Genomic DNA, 14,269 nt, shown 5'->3' with positions numbered 1-14,269 from the left:
GGCTTCCGTCTTCAAGGTAGGCGTAGCTCGCCCATCCTGTCAAGTGTCGATCCGATTCACACTAATTTCAGGACAGATCGTGTTAACCGATGCAACTATCGACCGAGTGCTCCGCTGACTCTGGAGATTGAGGACAGCCGCATCGCAGACCCGGATCGCTGCCTCAGCGCGGGCGAAGTCCAGCCGTTGCGCGTCGGTCGCAGGGTCGGGAGCCAGCGGCACCAGTGACGTGATCCGGTAGCGGTCGCGGTAGGCGGCAACCGTCACGACCGCGCGATGCCAACGGTCGCGATCACGTCGGTCGATCGGCGGTTCGCCGAGACGACGTTCCCACGCCGCCTTGGCGTCGATCGCTTCGTCGGCCAAGCGCCAGGCGCGCTGTTCGATGAGGTTGCGGCGGTCATTGAGGGCCTGGCGCATGTCGTCGGCCATCGGTCCGACCGCTTCGGGGATCAGCCCGACAATCAAGCGGTCCTGGCGCGCGCGACGGCCGGCCGGCGCGCGGGTCATCCGTCCGATGCGATGGCGCATCACCGAGGCGATGTCGTCGGCGTCGGCGAAACCGTGTCTCGCTACGGCAGCCGGCAGCACGACCTCGATCGCGTGGCCGTTGGCCTCAGCTCGACGCAATTCGGCCGTGAGCGGGCCGAAGCCATCGGATTCGATTGCGGACGCCGCTTGCTCGGTACTCAGCCCCGAAGCGCGAACAAGCTGCGCCCAGCGGTCGTGCTGGGCGGAAGCGGCGATCGTCTCGTACTCGGCGGCGAGTTGGCTGATGGATCCCCAGGTGTCCTGCTCCTTCGCGATCATCTCGTGGGCTGACGTCTCGGCTCCGACGTTGGCGAGCACCTTGAGTAGGACCTCGCGGGCGGTCGGCGCATCCAGTCCGCTGGCGTGGCCCTCGTCGGGGTGGTCGAGCTCGACGTACGCGATGTTGGACTCTCTGCCCCGGGTCATTGCGACGTAGAGGTTCTCCCGCGTGGTGGTCTCCCCCACGACGACATGGGCAGTGTCCACGGTCAGGCCGTGCGCCCTGTGCGCGGTCACGGCGTACCCGAGGTCGACGTACTCGGCGACGTAGGACGCTGGGAGCACAACAGCGCCGGCGAAGCGACGATCGGTCCGTCGGACCACGAGGGAGCCGTCTGTCCGCACGTCGGCGACGGTCCACCGGTCGCCGTTACGGACCCAGCCGCTCCTCAGCGTGCGGAGACGGCGGTCGTTGCGGCGAGTGATCACGACGTCACCGATGGATGCGCTGCCTCTGGATGCGAGTGCGACCTCGCGGCCGACCTGCGTCTCCCCGCGCATGAGACGGTCGAGCCGGGCCCTGTGGTTGAGGTCGCCGACGGCCTGGGCGCTGTCGGCAATGAGGACGCTGGACCTGCCTGCGGCGACGTCAGCAGCCCAGGCGTCGTACGCATCCCTCTGAGCTTCGTCGCCGCGGCTCGCCCGCACCCGGTCGTGAACGAGGTACGCATCGATCGCTTCTGCTCGTCCGTGGCGGAGATCGAGAGAGGTGGCCTTCTCCCATTCGTGAGTGAAGCGGTGGATGTCGAGGAGTTGTGCAGCGTCGTCGCGGGCCGCGGAGAGCATGGCGAACGCACCGCCGGCATCGACGGCGCTGAGCTGTGCCCAGTCGCCAACGAGCAACACCTTCGCGTCCGCGTTCGCGGCGTGGGCGGTGATGCGGTCCAAGGTCAGCGTCCCGGCGAGGGAGGCCTCGTCGATGATGACCAGCTGGTTCCGCGCGAATCGCGCCGTGCCGCGGTCGTGCTCGAAGAGCCACTTGGCGGTGTTCTCGCAAGCGATCCCAAGATCGTCAGCCAGCACCTGGGCAGCCGCTGCGCTCGGTGCGAGCCCCACCACGCTCCCGCGGCCGTGCTGCTGGGTCCACACGCGCTTGAGCGCGCGCATGGCGGTTGTCTTCCCTGCGCCGGCGGGGCCGATGAGCAGATCGAGCTGCCGGGCGCTGGATGCAATCCTGGCGATGGCGTCGACTTGCTCTTGGCTCAGTCGTTGGCCCTTGGTCGGGCGGGCGGCGACGGCGTCAACGAGGCCGATGTCGGCGGTCGGAGCAGTCCGCAGGTCCGCGAGAGCGAGCAACCGGTCTTCGGCGGCCAACAGGTGCTCGGACGAGAAGACCGTGGAGTGCTTCGGGCGGAAGACACTGGTGCCGTCACGCCGGGTGAAGATCGCCGGAACGGTGGCGAGCTCCGGGGGCGTGAGACGCAGCGATGCTTCCTCCGCGGCGTCGACGACCATCCCGGAGATCGCCTCGCGATCGGTGGTCGAGACGAATCGCCACGACATGGTCTGCCGCGCAGCCTCGGCGTACAGGTTCGCGCGCCGCCAGGTCGACCGCTTCTCCGCGACCCGCGCGAGCACGGAATGGGCCAGAGCGTCGACGACATCGAGCGGTACGTCGTCTGCACGGAGCACGCGAGGCGGGGTGCTGCTCGCAAGGCTGGTCGCCCAGCTCGTGGCGTCCTCGCCCAGATGGTCCGATGCCTGGCTGCGCCACATGTCGGTCAGCTCCGCGAGGGACCTCGATCGCTTGGGAGGGCGCGTCGCGAGACTGGCTTGGTTGCGGATCCTGTGGACGACGGCACGGCGGGGACGGTGGCCATGCTTGTCGACGTACTGCTGGATCAGATCGTCTGCCGCCGCGTCGATCGCGGCGGCACGGCTCGAGAACAGCTTCGCCAGTGATTGTGGGACGCCGACGACGGCCCAGTCGTGGTTGCGATCGCGGCCCCGGGACCGCGGTTCCCAGTCGACTCCGAGCGCGCGGGTGAGGTGGTCCGCGAAGACGGCCTGGTGGAGCTCGGACACTGACACCGCCCAGGCATACATCGCCTTGCTGTCGAGGGAGCGCCACTTGCGGTCGATCGCGGTGAGCGTCTTGTTGCTGATGACGACGTGGGTGTGCAGGTGCGGATCGCCCGCGCGGGAGTCCCAGTGGTCGTATGCGGTCGCGATGAACCCGGTCGTCTCGACCTGCGCGACGGCGCCATCACGCGTCCCGACGCCCATGCGGGTGGCAGCGAGCTCGCGCTCCATGAAGTCGAAGACGTCGCGGATCGCGTCGATGTGGGCATTGGCGATGATGTCCTGCGTGCCGGCGTCGGCGACGCCCCACAGGACGCTGGCCGACTTCGGGATCGAGAACGAGAAGTCGAAGCCGGCCACGGCCTTCTGCTTCCTGGTCCCGTAGAGCGGGTAGGCCCGGCCCAGCTTCTCGCCGGTCAGCGGGTGGCGGCCGTGGCCGATCAGCAACTCCAGTTGCGCCTGGGTGACCTCGCTCCCCTCCTTGAGCCCGAGGTCAGCTACACCCGAGCCGATCCACCGCCCCGGCGGCGTGCCGGTCTCCGCGTAGTAGCGCGTGAGCGGCGTCGAAAGATCGCGCTCCCCGTCGCCGACGACGACCGTCTTGAGCAGGTACTTGTAGCCGTGGCCGGCGGACATCTTGCGTAGCGACACCACCATCGTGCACACCTCCTTGCAGGAGGTAGGTGCGCGTGACGCGCCGGGGCCGAGGTGTCGGCGGGCGGACGTACCTTCGCGCAATGAGCTACCGAGCAGCGGCCCGACACGTTTCGGCCCCGCGAGCGCTCCACGTCCTTTACCCTCGGCCCACGATGGGTACCGACGCGGGCGACGTGACCAACAAGCAGAAGGAGTGGTTCAGCCGCTCCTTCCTCGTCGCCGTTGCGGCTGCAGCCAAGTTCCCGGTCGAGCTGACATTGAATGACGTCGACGGAGTCGATGCCACCGTGAGGGACGGCGGGATCACGACTGATTGGCAGCTGAAGGGGACTTCGTCGCCCCAGTACAGCGCTGACGGCGAGACGCTCTACTTCGACCTGGATGTCCGGACCTACAACCTCTTCATTGGCGAGCGGAACTCGAGCGGCTATCTCGGTGTCGTCGTCATGCCAGACGACGACACGCGCTGGGTATCGGTGACACCCTCCGAGTTGCGCTTGAGGCATCTGGGCTATTGGCAGAAGATCACCGGGCTACCGGCGACCGACGCGACTTCGAAGGTGCGGATTCATCTCCCGGTGTCACAGCAACTCGACATTCCGAGCCTCCGCGAGATCATGCGAGCCGAACGAGAGCGGATCTCGGCATGACACGCCAGCTGCCCTCCTCGATCTACGATCCGCTTCCGGAGGATGTCGCGAGCTGGCTTGCCGACCACGAGTGGCGCCGCGTGACTAGCGGCTCGGGCCGAGCGGCCTTGTGGACGTCAGGCGACGCCGAGCTACTTCAGCCGACTTTGCGGGAGGCTACGGACTACGACCTGCGCATCTCGCAGTTGCTCACGAGCCTCTCGGCCCTCACCGGGCAGGCGCCGGAGGCGCTGGCTGAGCAGATGGTGCACGAAGGCTCCGACGTCACAGAGTGGCGCGCCGCCGGGGCTGACGATCACGACTACAGCCTGCCACTGGAAGACGGGTTGACGCTCGTCCAATCGGTCCGGAACGCCTTTGTCGCGGCCGCCAATGCGTCCATCCAGCGTCGCGGGTACTTCGGCCACAGCACTCTAAAGGCAGCGCGGGATCATGCCCGCGCCGTGCGGATGGGTCAAACGCGCAGAGGAAGCTACATCGTCCCCATCATCAGCCGGATCCCCGGCGCAACCGAGTCGGGCGACGCTGGACAGGGACGACTCGACGTCGACGTAAGTGCCCAGCCGTTCGAGCGAAGGGTCATGGCTCAACTGGCAGAAGGGCTTGCAGCCGTCCGCCGACTCGGGGTGGACTCTGACCGCGAGCCATCTCAACGGGAACTCAACGAAGCGATCGGCCTCGGTGTCTCCCACGAACTGTGCGCTGCCTTGGCAAGCGCACTCGACGCCGAATCCTTCGGGGACGTTGACGTCAGCTTCTCCTGGGCGCGACGGGCCTCGAGCCACCCGAATGTCCGCGCCTTGAACTTCCCGAAGGCTGCACAGCCGGTGATTCACAACATGGCGGAAGCGCTCCGCGGCAGCGACGTCGTGGCTGAACAGGTCCTGTCTGGCACCATCTGGCAGACCAAGTACGAGCGGAAAGACGGAGCTGGTTCGATCAAGGTTCGCACACAGATCGGTCGAACAACGCGCACCGTCAGCGTCCCCCTCAACGATGCCCAGATGCACGCTGCATACGAGGCTGCGGCCGACGACGCGCCGGTCTTCATCCGGGGCCAGCTGGTGCGGGAACAAGGGCGCGCGTGGCACTTCGAGACAGTCTCGGAGTTTGGTGTCGCCCAGGCAGCTCCGCTGACGTGGGAGTCCGACCCCAGTGAGAACGCCTGAGGATCGTGCCGACGCCTTGATGCCTGTAGGCCCCGCGGACCGACCTCGATCTGCCAGAGGCGTAACAGCGAAGTGGTTGAGGAACCAGGGCGGACAGGGACGGCGGGTGACGAGCGGAGGTATTGATGGAGGAGGACGGGTGCGGAGGCGAGGGAGCAGGTCCGGCGGCGTGACGAGGGGTGACAGAGGCAGAAGCTCGAAGCGTGAAGAATGAGCGGGTGACCTCGCTGGCTGACGCCGTACTCCCGCTCATCCGAACTCGCTCGGACCTCTACCGCTACAGCGCGGCCAACGCGCACGGCCGGGACATGCACGAGGCGATCGACATCCTCGAAGCGGCTATCCCGACGACAGACCCCGCCGAGATCTACACGATCACGCACAAAGCCCTTGCCTCGTCGCTGAAGGTGATCGCGCGTGCGGATGACTCCGCGGGGATCATCGGCGATGCGTGCCGCCGGCTGCTCGACCTCCACCCGAAGGCGGCCGCCGCGGCCAGTCCGCCGGTCGGCAAGCTGATCGACTGGATGATGAAGTTCCAGTTCGAGGACGACGAGGTGGACTACTTCGAGCTCGATCCGGTGGCCTACGCGCCGGCGCTCGGTGACGTCGGCATGGCCGCCTACCGGAAGCGCCTGGCGGAGGTCGAGGCGACGCTCGGGCCGCGCCCATCGGACGACGAGCGATGGTCGTCAGGTCACTCGCACGCGTGGTTCACACTCGACTGGAACGCGCAACGGCTCGCCGTCCTCGATCACGACATCGACGCGATCATCCGCACCCATGCGAAGGACCGGAAGGTCGCGGCGTGGCTGCAGGACACTGCGGAGGCGTTCGAGGAGATCGGCGAGATCGATCGGGCCATCGACTGGGCGAAGCAAGCCACGGACTTCGACCGCGGGCACCAGTCGCGCAAGGCCGCGGACTACTGGTGCGGCCTGCTGGAGGCCAACCGGCCGGACGAAGCTCTGGAGGCCTGGCTCTCGGTGTTCCGCAAGTGGCCGTCCTCGACGTCGGCGGCACAGCTGCACAAGGCCGCCGGCAAGGCGTGGCCCGACTATCGGGACGAGGTGATGGCGACACTCGCCGCGAGCCCGAGCGACGCAGTGCTCTTCGCGCTCCTCACGCTGAAGGAGCCCGAGTTCGCCTGGAGCCTCGCGCACTCGCTCGCGCTCGACAGCGACCACACGTGGAGCGAGCTCGTAAAGGCCTACGAGAAGGTCGACCCGCTCGCCGTGCTGCCGATCCACCAACGCCTGGTCGAGAACGAACTGGTGGAGGCAGGGGCGCAGCATTACCGGCTGGCCGCTCGGCGGCTCGCAAGGATGCGGAAGCTCGCGGCGGGATCCGAGCGCGCCGAGGTGGTCGATGAGTTGGTCGCCGAGCTTCGAGAGACTCACCGACGGCGTCCGCGACTCCAGCAGGAGTTCGATCGAGCTGGGCTCCCGTGAGCCACAGCAGCATGGAGGCGGAGTCGTGACCGGACAGGACTCGGTCGATGTCGAGCGGCGCAGGCGAGCCGTCGAGGATGCTCGGCGGTCATCCGAGTTGGAAGGCTCCCGCAGCAGCGACGCCACCCGCGCGGACCAGGACGCATTCGTGCGCGGCGCGATCGACGTACAGCAACTGGGCGAGCGGGTGCGGGCTCGCCGTCGCCTGGTCTGATCAGAACAAGCCGAGCTGATCGAGGAGGCCTTGGGACGCGGTGATGATCGTCTGCGCGTTGTCCACCGCTTCGGCAGCCTCGTCGTGCGTGGCGTCGTCGCCGGGGCGCTCGGGATACTCGAGTTCGTTGCGACGTCGGCGTAGGGCGCCGAACTGCCGGAAGCCTGGGCCGAACTGCGCACGGACGGCACGCTCGACGGCGTAGTGCCCACCCTTCGTGGTCGGCCGCAGCCCTTGATGAGCGAGCAGGGCGGTCAGTGCCTGACGTGCGGCGTCGTAGGCCAGGACGAACGCGGAGTCGGGGTCGGTATCGACGGCGGAACGGGCGGTCGACAAGGTGACGGTCGCCTTCTCAAGGAGCCGCTCGCCGTTGGCAGCGGCACCGGTCAGCTTCTGCAACTCCCCCGCCGCGAGCAGCGCTTCGACGTCGGACTCGCCGCGCGTCCAGCGGGCCATCAGGAGTTCACCTGCTCTCGCGAGTCGAGGACGGTGATGTGCGCGGACTCCTTGATCTGGGCGACGAGCGCGTCCGCCGGATCAGCCCACTGCTGCGCCGTTCGCACGACCGGGTTGACCTCGATCCCCAGCCGGGCGTTCGCTCGGTCTGCCGCGTCGTAGAGGTCGGCACGATCGACGCTTCCCACCACGAGGACGTCGATGTCGTGCGGCGGCGGACCGGCCTGACCGTCGTACCGGGCAGCCCAAGAGCCGAAGATCACGACCTGCTCGGCGCCCTCGATCGCGAACTCCTCGGCGATCACGGCCCGAGGACCGAAGGTGATCTCCAGGAGTTGGGTCAGTGCCTGCGCCGCCGGGTGGTCGACGTTGGCGCGAATCAGCCGGTTCCGCCCCTGGGTGCGGCTCGTGAGGAGGCCCGCGTCATGGAGGCGGATCACCTCGCGATGCAGCGTGGAGAGAGGAACGCCAAGTCGCGCGGCCATCTCGGTCACGCCGTACTCCTGCTCAGGGTGCAGCAGCAGCCACATCAGCAGCTCGGCCTGATGCTGCGAACGGAACACAGGCATCAAGGCCGGCCCATCGCTACGCATAACCGGAATATATCTCCCGATTATAGGTAGCGTCAAGGGTTCCTCCTCCACCCTGACGCTCACCGGCCAACCTCACTCATCGTTGCCGACGAACTCGAAGTTCATCTTCACGGCGCAGGTTGGGCAGAGCGTCTTGTACCAGCCGCGCCCGCCTCGCCGCGCGAGGCGGCCTGGGTGCCCGCAGCACTCGCAGGTCTTGTAGGACTGGGCCTCGGCCTCGCGGATCAGGTCGTAGAACCGCTCTGAGGTCTCCGGGTCGACCTCGCCGGGATTGGCGTAGTAGCGCAGGCCGCCGAACTTCTCCTTGACCTGACTGACCTTGTAGTCCGGCGAGAGCGCCTTGAGCTTCACCTCCAGCTCGGCGATCAGGGAGGCCCAGCCGTCGTCGCACTCGAACCAGCTGCTCGACTCGTCGAGAGCCTCCTGGCTCTCCTCATTCCGGTCGTCCATCGTCATCCCTTCCCAAGCAGGTCGACCCGGTCCTGACCGTACGGACGGGGTCCGACATCGACGAACCGACTTAGTCGTCCTTGTGGGCGAACGCCTGGTCCAGGAGCTCGGCGGTCAGCGGGTTCACCTATTCGTTGCGGCGGATGTAGTGCTCGACGGTCACCTTCGGGTCGGTGTGGCCGAGCAGCTCGGAGGCGAGATTGAGGCTTGCATGCTCGTTCACGACGGTGGCGACAGTTCGGCGGAACATGTGCGGCGTGACGCCCTCGATCCCGGCGTCGCCAAGGACCTTGCGGAGCTGCCGGCGCACGTTCGCGGTCGTCAGCGGCGTGCCTTCGCGGCTGCAGAACACCAGGGCATCCAGCGAGTGGTCCCACATGATCGCCATCCGCCGGCGCAAGGCCTCGGCGGTGAAGCTCGGCAGCGCGATCACCCGGTTCGACCGGTCGGTCTTGGGATGCTCCTGGCGATAGGTCCCCTTGCCACGCTCGGAGATCACCGTGCCGCAGATCCGCAGCGTCGCCGGTGTCGTCGTCAGGTCCAGGTCGCGTCGGCGGATCGCGAGGACCTCGCCGATGCGCGCTGAGGTGCCGAGCATGACCTCGACGATCTGGCCGAGCTGGCCGTCGGGATTCGGCCCGGACGCTCCCCGGGTCAGCTCCCAGACCCTGATCACGGCCCGGATCGCGTTGACCTCGGCCGCGGTCAGGGCGGTGGGTGTGCGCTTTGGCTTGTGGAGGCGGGAGACGTTGTCGATCGGGTTGCGCGGGAGCACTTCGTGCCTGACCGCGAGGGCGAACGACTGCCGCAACACGGTCCGAGCGCGCTTGGCCGACGAGTACGAGCTGTTGCCGAGCTGCTTGAGCAGGGCATCGCAGCGGGCGACCCCGATCTCGCGCAGGGTGCAGCCCTGGAACGCCGGCAGGACCAGCCTGCGCATGTCGCGCTCGTAGTTGAATCGGGTCGCCGGCGCGATCCGGCCTTCGAGGTCGAGGTCGGCCAGCCAGTAGTCGACGAGCGCCGGGAACGGGCTGTCCGGCGTCAGTGTCGTGTCGACGGGCTGGAAGGCGCTGCGCTGCGTGAGCTTCTTCTTCAGCGCCACCTCGGCCGCCGGCCGTGACGACGCGGTCGCCTGGACGAGGCGCGTCCGGCCGTCCCAGTCCCGGAAACGCGTGCGCGCCTCGACCTTGCCCTTGCCGCGGGCGATGAACGCGATCTCGCCGTACCCGCCGATCGGGATCCGCGGCCTACTCATGGTCGGCCTCGTGGTGCTCCTCGAGCCACTGCTGCACGTCGCTGACCGCGAACCGCAGGTGCTTCCCGAGCTTGAACGCCCGCGGCGCCCGGCCGGACAGCCGCCAGTCGTAGATGGTCTGCACGGGGACACCGAGGTACTCGGCGAGCTCCTCGACCCCGATCAGGGGCTCGAGCCCCAGCTTCGTCGTACTCATGCCGAGTAGGTGGGCGAGCGCTGCCGAGCGAGCCCGAAGCGACCGGAACCAACGACGCTGCGGCCCGGCCGGGCGACGCTGCGCACCTGTCAATGTGATGGGTAAACGATGGGATCGCATCTCGCCCCCAAAGCAAAAGTCCAGGTCAACCTGTGGTTGACCTGGACTTTCTTCGTAGCGGGGACAGGATTTGAACCTGTGACCTCTGGGTTATGAGCCCAGCGAGCTACCGAACTGCTCCACCCCGCGTCGACTCCGTGAACTGTACGCGACCGCCACACGACGTTCAAATCCGACCCCTCCGGCGTCGGTGTGACCTGGGACACGCCGCGCCCGGCGTTTCAGGAGGCGATCGGCGACGACGTCCCTTAGCGTGACCCAGAGAAGGAGGCCGAACTGGTGATCGATCAACGGTACGTGCGCCGCGAGCAGATCGGCAGTGGCGGCATGTCGCGGGTCTGGCTCGGCCACGACACGCTCCTCGACCGCCCCGTCGCCCTCAAGGAGCTCGGCCATGCGCCGGGCGCCGCCGAGCCTGACACCGAGCGAGCCGAGCGCGAGGCCCAGCTCACCGCGACCGTCCGCCACCCCAACGTGGTCGTGGTCTACGACGTCGTCGAGCAGGACTCGCGGCTCTGGCTCGTCATGGAGCACGTCGACGGCGACACGCTCAGCCGGATGTGCCTGCCTCGCGGCCTGCCCACCGCCCGCGTCGCGCACCTGCTCGCCCCCGTCGCCGACGCCTTGGCCACCGCTCATGCCCAGGACGTCGTCCACCGCGACGTCAAGCCGTCCAACATCCTGGTCGGCACCGGCGACGTCGCCAAGCTCGGCGACTTCGGCGTCGCACGCCGCGGTGACGACGCCGTGCTGACCCGCACCGGTCTCATCTCCGGCTCCCCCGGCTACGTCGCCCCCGAGGTGGCGCTCGGCCGCCCGGCGAACGCGGCCAGCGACGTGTGGGCCTTCGGCGCCACGCTCTACCAGGCGTGCACGGGACGGACCGCGTTCGACATCACCGACGACCCCATCCAGTCGCTCGAGAACATCGTCCGCAACGCTCCCCCGTGCCTGCCCGACGCCCACCCGCTCGCCACGATCGTGGCGGACGCCCTGAACCGCGAGCCCGAGGACCGTCCCACCATGCGCATGGTCGCCGACCACCTCGAGCAGGTGCAGGCCGAACAGGTCGACACGGCACCCTCCGCCGAGGTCACCCCGATCATCGAGGCACCCCGCGTGCGCCGTCGCAAGGGCGGCGCGCACGCCGGCCCGCGACGCCCCAGCCCCGTCTGGCAGAGCGTCATCGCCCTGACCGGCACCCGCCGCGACGACGAGCCGACCCTCGTGGCCGCAAAGGCCCAGGACGGCGTCGCCGAGGGCGACGCCGCCACCCCCGCTTGAGTCACCCCTGGGTCGGGTCGGTTCCCGCGGCCTCGATCACCGAGTTCGCCCGGAACGAGACCGGGGCTCCACGCGTCGACGGACGCAGCAGGTCGAAGCCCGCCGTCAGCACCATCGCGGACGCCCGGCCGGCATCGACGAGCTGCTGACCGCACGCCTCGTGCACCGGCGGGAACCAGAACTCGGCGAAGCTCACCTCGACCGAGCTCCCGACGAACGCGATCGGCCGCGTCAGTGGCGTCGCGCAGACCCCGCAGATCCGACTCAGGGCGCACTGGATCGCACGCGGCTTCAGGACGACGTCGGCGCGTCCGGAGCCGTCCTCGTGACGACAGGCGAACGGCAGGCTCACGTCGCCTCCGACCGAGTGGTTGTCGACCGGGCCCGAGTCCATCGTTCCGCTCACTCCCTGGTGCCCTGAACCCCGAGCACTCAGACGGCCGTCTCGGTCGAGGACCAACGACCCAGCTCGCTGCGACGCCCGGGACGCTCGTCGTCGCGCAGCCGCCGGCTCTTGGGCGACGGCGCGGGAGCCTTGTCGTCCTTGGTGCGACGGTTCGGCAGCGACAGCTTCATGATGGTGCGCAGCGTCTGGCCGTACTGCTTGTACAGCGGCCCCGTGGTGTACGGGATGTCGTAGCGCTTGCAGATGTCCTTGACCTTCACGGAGATCTCCGCGTAGCGGTTGCTCGGCAGGTCCGGGAAGAGATGGTGCTCGATCTGGTAGCCGAGCTGACCGCTCATGATGTGCAGCCACTTGCCGCCCTCGAAGTTCGCCGAGCCGAGCATCTGGCGCAGGTACCACTCCGCGCGGGTCTCGTCCTCCAGCTCCTCCTCGGTGAAGTGCACCGCACCGTCGGGGAAGTGGCCGCAGAAGATGATCATGTACGCCCACAGGTTGCGCACGATGTTCGAGGTGAAGTTCGCCGTCAAGGTGTGGAAGAAGGCGGGACCGGTCAGCGCCGGGAAGACGAGGTAGTCCTTCAACCCCTGGCGGCCGATCTTCCCGCCGATCTGCTTGAGCTGCTTGCGCAGCACCTTCGGATCCTTCTCGCCCTTGCGGATGGCCTCGATGTCGAGGTCGTGCAACGCGACCCCGTACTCGAAGAACATCGCCAACAGGGCGTTGTAGACCGGCTGACCGAGGTTGTACGGGGTCCACTTCTGGTCCCGGCTCATGCGCAGGATGCCGTAGCCCACGTCGTTGTCGTGGCCGAGGACGTTGGTGAACTGGTGGTGGATGTAGTTGTGCGAGTGCTTCCACTGCTCGGCCGGCTGGGTGGTGTCCCACTCCCAGTTGCTGGAGTGGACCTCGGGGTCGTTCATCCAGTCCCACTGCCCGTGCATCGTGTTGTGGCCGATCTCCATGTTCTCGAGGATCTTGGCCGACGACAGCAGCGCCGTGCCCAGCAGCCAGGCCGGTGGGAACATGCTCGCGAACAGGGTGATGCGACCTGCTGCGGCGAGGCGGCGCTGGAGGGTGATGACGCGCAGCACGTAGTCCCGGTCGGCCTGGCCACGGGACTCCTCGACCTGCCGGCGGATCTCGTCGAGCTCGCGGCCGATCGCCTCGACCTCCTCGTCGCTCAGGTGGGTGTACTCGCGGACGTCGGCGTAGGCCATGGTCGCTCCTTCACTCGGGTGGACGGTCGTTCGGGACGGACGGTTCAGATGGACAGGGTGCAGTCGGTGGCGGCGACGCTGATGCAGGTCTGGACGTACTCACCGGCTGTCTCCTTCTCCTCACCGCTGCGCAGGTCCTTGACCCGGCCCTTCAGCAGCGGGACGTCGCACGTGTGGCAGATGCCCATGCGACAGCCGTAGAGCATGTTGACGCCGGCCTTCTCGCCGGCCTCGAGCAGCGTCGTGGCGCCGTCGACCTCGATGGTCTTGCCGGTGTCGCCGAAGGTGATCGTGCCGCCCTCGGCGTCGCCGCTGTTCAGGTCGAGCGAGAAGCGCTCGATGTGCAGGGAGTCGTCGAGACCCGCCTGCTCGTAGTGCTCGCTGAAGGCGTCGAGCATCGGCGCCGGACCACACGCCCACGCCTCACGCTCGCGCCAGTCGGGCACGACGTCGTCGAGCTGGTCGACGGTGAACATGCCCTCGGTGTCGGTGAAGCGCTCGACGAAGGTGAAGTCGCTGTACCGCAGGGCCAGCACCCGCAGCTCGTAGAGGAACATCATCTCCTCCTCACGGGCCGAGGAGTACACGAGCACGACGTCGGGAAGGTTGTCGCGACGATCCATCGTGCGCAGCATCGACATGACCGGCGTGATGCCGCTGCCACCGACGATGAAGAGCATCTTCGCAGGGGGCGGGTCCGGCAGTACGAAATCACCCTGCGGTGCGTCGAGCCGCACGATCGAGCCGGGCGCGAGACCGTTGACGAGGTGCTCGGACAAGAAGCCCTCGGGCATCGCCTTGACCGTGATGGACACGGTCCCCTCGGACTCCACGGGCGCCGAGGACAGGGAGTACGAGCGCCAGTGGAAGCGGCCGTCCAGCTCGACGCCGATGCCGATGTACTGACCCGGGCGGTAGTCGAAGCTCCAGCCCCAGCCAGGCTTGATGACGAGCGTCGCGGACTGGTCGGTCACCTTGTCGACCCGCTCGACGCGCCCACGGAGCTCGCGCGCCGACCACAGAGGGTTGATGAGCTTGAGGTAGTCGTCAGGTGCCAGCGGGGTGGTGAGCGCCTTGCCCGCCGCGCGCACCCGACTCAGGATCGTCGAACCATCGATGCGTGGTGCCATCGAACCTCCCCACGTAGTCATTCAACTGTGACACCGAGTTACACCCAGTGCAACCGATCGCGATGCACCTCTCATGTTCCCCACCGGCGAGACCTGCGCCACACCACCGGCGCTCCGGCGCCAGGTGTCGATCCGGTGAAGTAGCGACCCGGGTCTCTGGGGGTCTGGTCTTCTGTCGGTCCGCGGGGT

14 protein-coding genes and 1 tRNA gene are annotated in these 14,269 nt (G+C 67.8%); 5 read left to right on the top strand and 10 right to left on the bottom strand.

Features of this window, described 5'->3' with window-relative positions:
- Positions 1-39: 39 nt before the first annotated feature.
- Positions 40-3,489 (bottom strand): MobF family relaxase, encoded by a 3,450-nt coding sequence (gene mobF, locus ABD213_RS08305; RefSeq protein WP_344326836.1) that lies wholly within the window; start codon positions 3,487-3,489, stop codon positions 40-42.
- A gap of 152 nt (positions 3,490-3,641) precedes the next feature.
- Here mobF and ABD213_RS08300 point away from each other — a divergent pair, with 152 nt between their 5' ends.
- From ABD213_RS08300 to ABD213_RS08285, 4 genes are all read left to right on the top strand, one after another.
- Complete coding sequence (locus ABD213_RS08300; protein ID WP_344326834.1) at positions 3,642-4,139, top strand: DUF4365 domain-containing protein; 498 nt, start codon at positions 3,642-3,644, stop codon at positions 4,137-4,139.
- On the top strand, positions 4,136-5,308 hold the full coding sequence (locus tag ABD213_RS08295; RefSeq protein WP_344326832.1) for a hypothetical protein: 1,173 nt from the start codon (positions 4,136-4,138) through the stop codon (positions 5,306-5,308). The genes ABD213_RS08300 and ABD213_RS08295 overlap by 4 nt, the downstream gene beginning before the upstream one ends.
- A 179-nt stretch (positions 5,309-5,487) precedes the next feature.
- Positions 5,488-6,759 (top strand): DUF6880 family protein, encoded by a 1,272-nt coding sequence (locus tag ABD213_RS08290; RefSeq protein WP_344326830.1) that lies wholly within the window; start codon positions 5,488-5,490, stop codon positions 6,757-6,759.
- Positions 6,760-6,784: 25 nt separating this feature from the next.
- Positions 6,785-6,973: an antitoxin VbhA family protein gene (locus ABD213_RS08285; RefSeq protein ID WP_344326828.1), complete on the top strand. Its 189-nt coding sequence runs from the start codon at positions 6,785-6,787 to the stop codon at positions 6,971-6,973.
- Here ABD213_RS08285 and ABD213_RS08280 read toward each other — a convergent pair whose 3' ends face one another.
- The 6 genes from ABD213_RS08280 to ABD213_RS08255 all read right to left on the bottom strand — a co-directional run bounded on the left by ABD213_RS08280 (position 6,974) and on the right by ABD213_RS08255 (position 10,172).
- Complete coding sequence (locus ABD213_RS08280; RefSeq protein WP_344326825.1) at positions 6,974-7,429, bottom strand: HEPN domain-containing protein; 456 nt, start codon at positions 7,427-7,429, stop codon at positions 6,974-6,976.
- Positions 7,429-8,022 (bottom strand): helix-turn-helix domain-containing protein, encoded by a 594-nt coding sequence (locus ABD213_RS08275; protein WP_344326823.1) that lies wholly within the window; start codon positions 8,020-8,022, stop codon positions 7,429-7,431. Before ABD213_RS08275 ends, ABD213_RS08280 begins: the two co-directional genes overlap by 1 nt.
- A 72-nt stretch (positions 8,023-8,094) precedes the next feature.
- On the bottom strand, positions 8,095-8,472 hold the full coding sequence (locus ABD213_RS08270; protein WP_344326821.1) for a hypothetical protein: 378 nt from the start codon (positions 8,470-8,472) through the stop codon (positions 8,095-8,097).
- A gap of 127 nt (positions 8,473-8,599) precedes the next feature.
- Positions 8,600-9,574, bottom strand: coding sequence for a tyrosine-type recombinase/integrase (locus tag ABD213_RS08265; RefSeq protein WP_344326819.1), 975 nt, complete (start codon positions 9,572-9,574; stop codon positions 8,600-8,602).
- Between the two features lie 145 nt (positions 9,575-9,719).
- Positions 9,720-9,923, bottom strand: a complete 204-nt coding sequence (locus ABD213_RS08260; RefSeq protein ID WP_344326816.1) for a helix-turn-helix transcriptional regulator — start codon at positions 9,921-9,923, stop codon at positions 9,720-9,722.
- Between the two features lie 175 nt (positions 9,924-10,098).
- Positions 10,099-10,172: transfer RNA gene (locus tag ABD213_RS08255), tRNA-Met, on the bottom strand.
- A 150-nt stretch (positions 10,173-10,322) separates the two neighbouring features.
- Between ABD213_RS08255 and ABD213_RS08250 the strand changes: the two genes are divergently transcribed.
- The gene (locus ABD213_RS08250; protein ID WP_344326813.1) at positions 10,323-11,327 is read left to right on the top strand and encodes a serine/threonine-protein kinase; all 1,005 of its coding nucleotides are present in this window, start codon (positions 10,323-10,325) and stop codon (positions 11,325-11,327) included.
- A 1-nt stretch (position 11,328) separates the two neighbouring features.
- Here ABD213_RS08250 and ABD213_RS08245 read toward each other — a convergent pair whose 3' ends face one another.
- The 3 genes from ABD213_RS08245 to ABD213_RS08235 all read right to left on the bottom strand — a co-directional run bounded on the left by ABD213_RS08245 (position 11,329) and on the right by ABD213_RS08235 (position 14,080).
- Complete coding sequence (locus ABD213_RS08245; protein ID WP_344326812.1) at positions 11,329-11,679, bottom strand: hypothetical protein; 351 nt, start codon at positions 11,677-11,679, stop codon at positions 11,329-11,331.
- A gap of 80 nt (positions 11,680-11,759) precedes the next feature.
- Positions 11,760-12,950 carry a fatty acid desaturase family protein gene (locus ABD213_RS08240; protein WP_344326810.1) on the bottom strand — a complete coding sequence of 397 codons (1,191 nt, stop codon included), beginning with the start codon at positions 12,948-12,950 and terminating at the stop codon, positions 11,760-11,762.
- A 44-nt stretch (positions 12,951-12,994) separates the two neighbouring features.
- A complete protein-coding gene (locus tag ABD213_RS08235; protein ID WP_344326808.1) occupies positions 12,995-14,080 on the bottom strand; it encodes a ferredoxin reductase in 1,086 nt (361 codons plus the stop codon).
- Positions 14,081-14,269: the final 189 nt, after the last annotated feature.

The organism is Aeromicrobium halocynthiae (assembly GCF_039531385.1).
GTDB lineage: Bacteria > Actinomycetota > Actinomycetes > Propionibacteriales > Nocardioidaceae > Aeromicrobium > Aeromicrobium halocynthiae.
This window is presented reverse-complemented; position numbering and strand designations above follow the sequence as displayed.

Excerpts from the sequence above, each read along its gene's own strand:
- mobF (WP_344326836.1), bottom strand. The coding sequence starts at position 3,489 with ATGGTGGTGTCGCTACGCAAGATGTCCGCCGGCCACGGCTACAAGTAC.
- ABD213_RS08300 (WP_344326834.1), top strand. The coding sequence starts at position 3,642 with ATGGGTACCGACGCGGGCGACGTGACCAACAAGCAGAAGGAGTGGTTC.
- ABD213_RS08295 (WP_344326832.1), top strand. The coding sequence starts at position 4,136 with ATGACACGCCAGCTGCCCTCCTCGATCTACGATCCGCTTCCGGAGGAT.
- ABD213_RS08280 (WP_344326825.1), bottom strand. The coding sequence starts at position 7,429 with ATGGCCCGCTGGACGCGCGGCGAGTCCGACGTCGAAGCGCTGCTCGCG.
- ABD213_RS08275 (WP_344326823.1), bottom strand. The coding sequence starts at position 8,022 with ATGCGTAGCGATGGGCCGGCCTTGATGCCTGTGTTCCGTTCGCAGCAT.
- ABD213_RS08270 (WP_344326821.1), bottom strand. The coding sequence starts at position 8,472 with ATGGACGACCGGAATGAGGAGAGCCAGGAGGCTCTCGACGAGTCGAGC.
- ABD213_RS08260 (WP_344326816.1), bottom strand. The coding sequence starts at position 9,923 with ATGAGTACGACGAAGCTGGGGCTCGAGCCCCTGATCGGGGTCGAGGAG.
- ABD213_RS08240 (WP_344326810.1), bottom strand. The coding sequence starts at position 12,950 with ATGGCCTACGCCGACGTCCGCGAGTACACCCACCTGAGCGACGAGGAG.
- ABD213_RS08235 (WP_344326808.1), bottom strand. The coding sequence starts at position 14,080 with ATGGCACCACGCATCGATGGTTCGACGATCCTGAGTCGGGTGCGCGCG.